At 71.2% G+C, this 4,068-nt stretch carries 5 protein-coding genes; all 5 read left to right on the top strand.

Annotation, left to right across the window (positions count from 1 at the left end; all coding sequences use genetic code 11):
- Positions 1 to 780, top strand: a 780-nt coding sequence (gene menH / locus KJ554_02110; GenBank protein ID MBU0741129.1) for a 2-succinyl-6-hydroxy-2,4-cyclohexadiene-1-carboxylate synthase, incomplete at its 5' end; no start/stop codon positions are given.
- Between the two features lie 29 nt (positions 781 to 809).
- A complete protein-coding gene (menB, locus tag KJ554_02105) occupies positions 810 to 1,643 on the top strand; it encodes a 1,4-dihydroxy-2-naphthoyl-CoA synthase (GenBank protein ID MBU0741128.1) in 834 nt (277 codons plus the stop codon).
- A gap of 26 nt (positions 1,644 to 1,669) precedes the next feature.
- On the top strand, positions 1,670 to 2,566 hold the full coding sequence (locus KJ554_02100) for a 1,4-dihydroxy-2-naphthoate polyprenyltransferase (GenBank protein ID MBU0741127.1): 897 nt from the start codon (positions 1,670 to 1,672) through the stop codon (positions 2,564 to 2,566).
- Positions 2,563 to 3,705 (top strand): o-succinylbenzoate synthase, encoded by a 1,143-nt coding sequence (gene menC / locus KJ554_02095; GenBank protein MBU0741126.1) that lies wholly within the window; start codon positions 2,563 to 2,565, stop codon positions 3,703 to 3,705. The genes KJ554_02100 and menC overlap by 4 nt, the downstream gene beginning before the upstream one ends.
- Positions 3,698 to 4,068: acyl--CoA ligase (locus KJ554_02090; protein MBU0741125.1), on the top strand; the 371-nt coding region annotated here is incomplete at its 3' end. The genes menC and KJ554_02090, both read left to right, overlap by 8 nt.

Here is a 4,068-nt window from a genome sequence, read left to right as displayed (position 1 = left end):
GATGCGCTGCTCCTGCTGCACGGCTTCCTGGGCCGCGGCGCGGACTGGCGGGACCTGGCCGCCGCGACCGCGCCCGGATGCCGCTGCATCATGCCCGACCTGCCCGGTCACGGCGCCTCGATCGGCGCGGACCGGCCCGCGGATTACGGTGTCGCGGCGACGGCCGCGGCGTTGATCGGCATCCTGGACACGATGGCGCTGGAGCGGGTCGACCTGCTCGGCTACTCCCTCGGCGGGCGCGTGGCGCTCTACACCGCGCTGCATTACCCCGGCCGGGTCGGCCGACTCGTCCTGGAAAGCGCGTCGCCGGGTCTGGCTGCCGAAGACGACCGACGGCAGCGCCTGGACGAAGACAGGCTTCGCGCCGGGACATTGCGTAGCGAGGGCATCGCCGTCTTCGTCGACGCCTGGTTCGACCAGCCGCTCTTCGCGTCGCTGCGCCGCCGGCCGGATCTGCTGGCACGCCTCAAGAGGCGCCGCCGCCGCTGCGACGCCGCGGGGTTGGCGCTGTCGCTAGAGAACATCGGCACCGGCCGCTTCCCTTCGCTGTGGCAGAGGCTGCCGGACCTGGAGATGCCGGTTCTGCTCGTGTGCGGCGGACTGGATGACAAGTACCGGACTCTCAACGGCAGCATGGCCGGCCTGATGCCGGATGCCCGTCTGGTCACCGTTGCCGATGCGGGCCATAATGTCCATCTTGAGAGACCAGCGGCGTTCGCGCGCATCGTCCGGGAGTTCCTCTGGGAACCCCCCGCGCGTGCTACGGACCGGAGACGATGAGGACTGAACACGGAGCAGGAGTGGTGAACATGGAGACCGTGAAGTGGACGCCGGCCCGGGTGGGCGCCGAGGACTTCGAGGATGTCAGATACGAGAAGGCCGAGGGCATCGCGCGGGTGACGATCGACCGGCCGCACGTCCGCAACGCCTTCCGTCCGCGCACGATCAGCGAGATGATCGCCGCCTTCAACGACGCCCGCGACGATTCGCGGATCGGCGTCGTGATCCTGACAGGCATGGGGGAGAAGGCCTTCTGCTCGGGCGGCGACCAGTCCATTCGCGGCGACGCGGGCTATCGGGACGACGCAGGCGTCGAGCGCCTGAACGCCCTCGACCTGCAGCGGCTGATCCGCACCCTGCCCAAGCCGGTCATCGCCGCGGTGGCGGGCTACGCCGTCGGCGGCGGGCACGTGCTGCACCTGATGTGCGATCTGACCATCGCCGCCGACAACGCGGTCTTCGGGCAGACCGGCCCGCGGGTCGGCTCCTTCGACGGCGGCTACGGCGCCAGCTACCTGGCCCGCATCGTCGGCCAGAAGAAGGCGCGCGAGATCTGGTTCCTCTGCCGCCAGTACAGCGCGCAGCAGGCCCTCGACATGGGTCTGGTCAACTGCGTCGTGCCGTACGACCGGCTCGAGGCCGAAACCGTCCGCTGGAGCCGCGAGATGCTCGCCAACAGCCCTATGGCGCTGCGCTGTCTCAAGGCGGCCCTGAACGCCGATTGCGACGGTCAGGCCGGACTGCAGGAACTGGCCGGCAACGCGACGCTGCTCTTCTACCAGACCGCCGAGGGACAGGAGGGCCGCAACGCCTTCAACGAGAAGCGGGCACCGGATTTCTCGAAGTTCGCGCGGCACCCCTAGACCGGCATCGGCCGCAGTGAGGATCGATGAGCAGCGAGACGCGACCCGGTACATTGACGATCTGGTCACTGGCCGCCCGGCCCAGGACGTTGCCGACGGCCGTCCTGCCGGTGATGATCGGCGGGACGCTCGCGTACGAGGCCGGCGCCTTCGCGCTCTGGCCCTGCCTGGCGGCCCTGGCCGGCGCCCTGTTGATCCAGATCGGCACGAACTTCACGAACGACCTCTGCGATCATCTCAAGGGCGTGGACGACGCCGACCGGATCGGGCCGTTACGGGTGACCCAGGCCGGCCTCGTGACGCCGACGCAGATGAAGATCGCGATCTTCGTCGTCTTCAAGCTGGCCGTCCTGGTCGGTCTGTATCTGGTGTTTCGCGGCGGCTGGCCGGTCGTGGCGATCGGGCTGGCCTCCATTCTCTGCGGCGTGCTCTACACGGCGGGCCCCCGGCCGCTGGGCTATCTCGGCCTCGGAGATCTCTTCGTGCTGGTCTTCTACGGACCGGTCGCCGTCGGCGGCACCTACTATGTCATCACCCTCGACATCACGGCCGCGGTGTTGGCGCTGTCCGTCCCGCCGGGGATGATGGCGACGGCGGTCCTGGTGGTCAACAATCTGCGCGATATGGAGTCCGACCGCCGGACGGGCAAGCGGACACTCGCCGTGCGCCTCGGCCGCACCTTCACGCGGGCGCAGTATCTCGTGCTGGTCGTCGGCGCCGCGCTGTTCCCGCTCCTGTTCGCGTCCGGCGCGACGGGCCGGCCGTGGGCCGCGTTGACGCTCATGGTCGCGCCGGCGGCTCTGCCGACCGCGCGCAAGGTGCTGCGCGAGACCGACGGGCCGGCGCTCAACGACGCCCTCGCCGAGACGGGACGGCTGATGTTGCTCTTCGGATTGCTCTTTTCGACGGGTTGGCTGCTGTGAGGATCGTCACCGCGCGATTGCGCCGCTACGCGATTCCCCTGCGGGACGTCTTCGCGACCTCGCGGGGCAGCCTCTCGCGCCGCGAGGGCGTCATCGTCGAACTCGTGGACAGCGAGGGCCGGACCGGTCTGGGGGATGTCGCACCGTTGCCCGGCTTCTCGCCCGAGGGCCTGGCGGACGCCGAGACGGCGGCCAGTCGGCTCTGCGCAGGGCTCCGCGAGCTCGAATTCGACGATCACCGCACCTGTCTGGGCGAGGTTCTCGACCGTCTCCCGGCTCTTCGGGGATGCCCGGCGTCGACCCGCTGCGGGCTCGACACGGCGCTGGCCGACCTGGCCGCCCAGGCGGCGCGACGGCCGCTCGCCAGGCTGCTGGGAGACGATGCCGCCGGCGCCGTGGCCTACAACACCGTGCTGCCTGCCGGCGCGACGCGCCGGGATCTCGAGGCCGCCTGCCAGCCGGGTATCGGGATCGTCAAGATGAAAGTGGGCGCGCTCGCGCCCGAGGATGACCGTCGACGGATCGAGGCGCTGCTCGACGGCTTGCCGCCGCAGGTCAGGTTGCGCCTCGACGCGAACGGCGCGTGGAATCCGCAGCAGGCGCTGACGGCGCTCGCCGGGCTGCCGGCCCGGCGTATCGAATTCGTCGAGGAGCCCCTCGCCCCGCAGCATGCCGATGCGCTCGACGACGTGCACCGCCGCTGCGGCCTCGCCTTCGCGCTCGACGAGACGGTGTTCGACCCGAAGCGGTGGCACGCCCTGCTCCGGCACGAAGCCATCGTGGCGGTGGTTCTCAAGCCGACGCTCGTCGGCGGGCCGTCGCCGGCCGTCGCGCTGGCCCTCGCCGCGCAGCGGCAGGGCAAGAAGACGGTGGTCACCACGGCGCTGGAATCGGGCATCGGCGTCGCGGCCTGTCTGCATCTGGCGGCGGCCGTCGCGCGCGATCCCGGCGGCGGACCGCCGGTGCCTTGCGGCCTCGACACGCTCCGTCTGCTCGCGGACACGCTGCTCGTCGATGATCCGCCCACTCGCCGGGGCGTGATGTCGGTGCCGGCGGAACCGGGGCTCGGCGTGCGCCTGAATCGTGGCAGTCCCTGCCTGGAGACCGGGACCCGGCTCGGCGGCGGCCGCGATGGTTGAGGCCGGCACGATGATCTGTCCCGTGCGTACCGCCGCGCGCGAACGGCCAGGGAGCATCGCCTTGCGCAGCGACGCGCGAACCTGGACCTGGCGGGAATACGACGATGCGGTCGGCCGCCGCGGCGAAGATCTGCGGCGGGCCGGCATCGGCGCCGGCGCCCGGATCGCCGTCCTCGCGGCCAATTCCGCGGATCAGGCCGCCCTCGTCTTCGCCGCCCTGCGCCGGGGGGCGGTCCTGGCGCCGCTGAACCTGCGCCGGGGGGAGCGGCACTGGCGCCGCTGCCTCGAACTGCTAGCACCGGACCTTCTCTGCGTCGATGCGGCGCACGGCGGTCTCGTCGCCGGGAGCGTCCGTGGCGTGCT

This window comes from bacterium, from assembly GCA_018814885.1.
Lineage (GTDB): Bacteria > Krumholzibacteriota > Krumholzibacteriia > LZORAL124-64-63 > LZORAL124-64-63 > JAHIYU01.
This window is presented reverse-complemented; position numbering and strand designations above follow the sequence as displayed.

Coding starts and splice junctions, on each gene's coding strand:
- menB (MBU0741128.1), top strand. CDS start 810: ATGGAGACCGTGAAGTGGACGCCGGCCCGGGTGGGCGCCGAGGACTTC.
- KJ554_02100 (MBU0741127.1), top strand. CDS start 1,670: ATGAGCAGCGAGACGCGACCCGGTACATTGACGATCTGGTCACTGGCC.